This is a genomic window from Variovorax sp. RO1, from assembly GCF_002849325.1.
Classification (GTDB): domain Bacteria; phylum Pseudomonadota; class Gammaproteobacteria; order Burkholderiales; family Burkholderiaceae_C; genus Variovorax.
Map to the genome: position 1 here is coordinate 1 of NZ_PKMT01000014.1, position 1745 is coordinate 1745.

General features: G+C 61.0%; 1 protein-coding gene. It reads right to left on the minus strand.

The window, feature by feature from the left end; all coding sequences use genetic code 11:
- A partial coding sequence (locus CY658_RS33215) for a hypothetical protein (protein WP_374221151.1) occupies window positions 1-1726 on the minus strand: 1726 nt, incomplete at its 3' end.
- Between the last annotated feature and the right edge of the window lie 19 nt (window positions 1727-1745).

The window sequence follows — 1745 nt, forward strand, 5'->3', positions numbered from 1 at the left end:
TGAGCACCACGAACAGCAACGTCAGTAGCCTGTCGACCTCGACGTCGTCGGGTCTGAGCACGGCCACGAGCAGCATCGACAGCCTGTCGACGTCTACATCGAGTGGGTTGAGCACGGCGACCAGCGGTATCTCGAGCTTGTCTACCGGCCTGAGCACGACCAACAGCAACGTCAGCAGCTTGTCGACATCGACCTCGTCCGGTCTGAGCACGGCCACAAGCAGCATCGACAGTTTGTCGACGTCTACGTCGAGCGGTCTGAGCACTGCGACCAGTGGCATCTCCAGTCTGTCCACGGGTCTCAGCACCACGAACAGCAATGTGAGCAGCTTGTCGACCTCGACGTCGTCGGGTCTGAGCACGGCTACAAGCAACATCGATAGTCTCTCGACCTCTACGTCCTCGGGCCTGAGCACGGCGACCAGCGGTATCTCGAGCTTGTCCACCGGTCTGAGCACGACGAACAGCAATGTGAGCAGCCTGTCGACCTCGACATCGTCAGGCCTGAGCACCGCTACCAGCAGCATCGACAGTCTTTCGACTTCTACGTCGTCTGGTTTGAGCACGGCGACGAGCAGCATCGACAGTCTTTCGACGTCCACATCGAGTGGCCTGAGCACCGCAACGAGTGGTATCTCTAGCCTTTCCACGGGCCTGAGCACGACGAACAGCAACGTCAGCAGCCTGTCGACCTCGACGTCCTCCGGTCTGAGCACGGCCGCGAGCAGCATCGACAGTCTCTCGACTTCGACCTCGAGTGGCTTGAGCACCGCGACCAGTGGCATCTCGAGCTTGTCGACTGGTCTGAGCACCACGAACAGCAATGTCAGTAGCCTGTCGACTTCTACGTCCTCGGGTCTGAGCACGGCCACGAGCAGCATCGACAGCCTGTCGACGTCCACTTCGAGCGGCCTGAGCACGGCGACCAGCGGTATCTCCAGCCTGTCCACGGGTTTGAGCACCACGAACAGCAACGTCAGCAGCTTGTCGACTTCGACGTCCTCTGGTCTGAGCACGGCTACGAGCAGCATCGACAGTCTGTCGACGTCCACTTCGAGTGGCCTGAGCACGGCGACCAGCGGTATCTCGAGCCTGTCGACCGGTCTGAGCACCACGAACAGCAATGTGAGCAGCCTGTCGACTTCGACGTCGTCGGGCCTGAGCACTGCGACCAGTGGCATCTCCAGCCTGTCTACCGGCCTGAGCTCGACCAACAGCAACCTGGACAGCCTGTCGACGTCCACGTCATCGGGCTTGAGCACGGCGACCAGCGGTATCTCCAGCCTCTCGACTGGTCTGAGCACCACGAACAGCAATGTCAGCAGCCTGTCGACTTCTACGTCCTCGGGTCTGAGCACGGCCACGAGCAGCATCGACAGCCTGTCGACGTCTACATCGACTGGTCTGAGCACGGCGACCAGCGGCATCTCCAGCTTGTCCACTGGTCTGAGCACCACGAACAGCAACGTCAGTAGCCTGTCGACCTCGACGTCGTCGGGTCTGAGCACGGCCACGAGCAGCATCGACAGCCTGTCGACGTCTACATCGAGTGGGTTGAGCACGGCGACCAGCGGTATCTCGAGCTTGTCTACCGGCCTGAGCACGACCAACAGCAACGTCAGCAGCTTGTCGACATCGACCTCGTCCGGTCTGAGCACGGCCACAAGCAGCATCGACAGTTTGTCGACGTCTACGTCGAGCGGTCTGAGCACTGCGACCAGTGGCATCTCCAGTCTGTCCACGGGT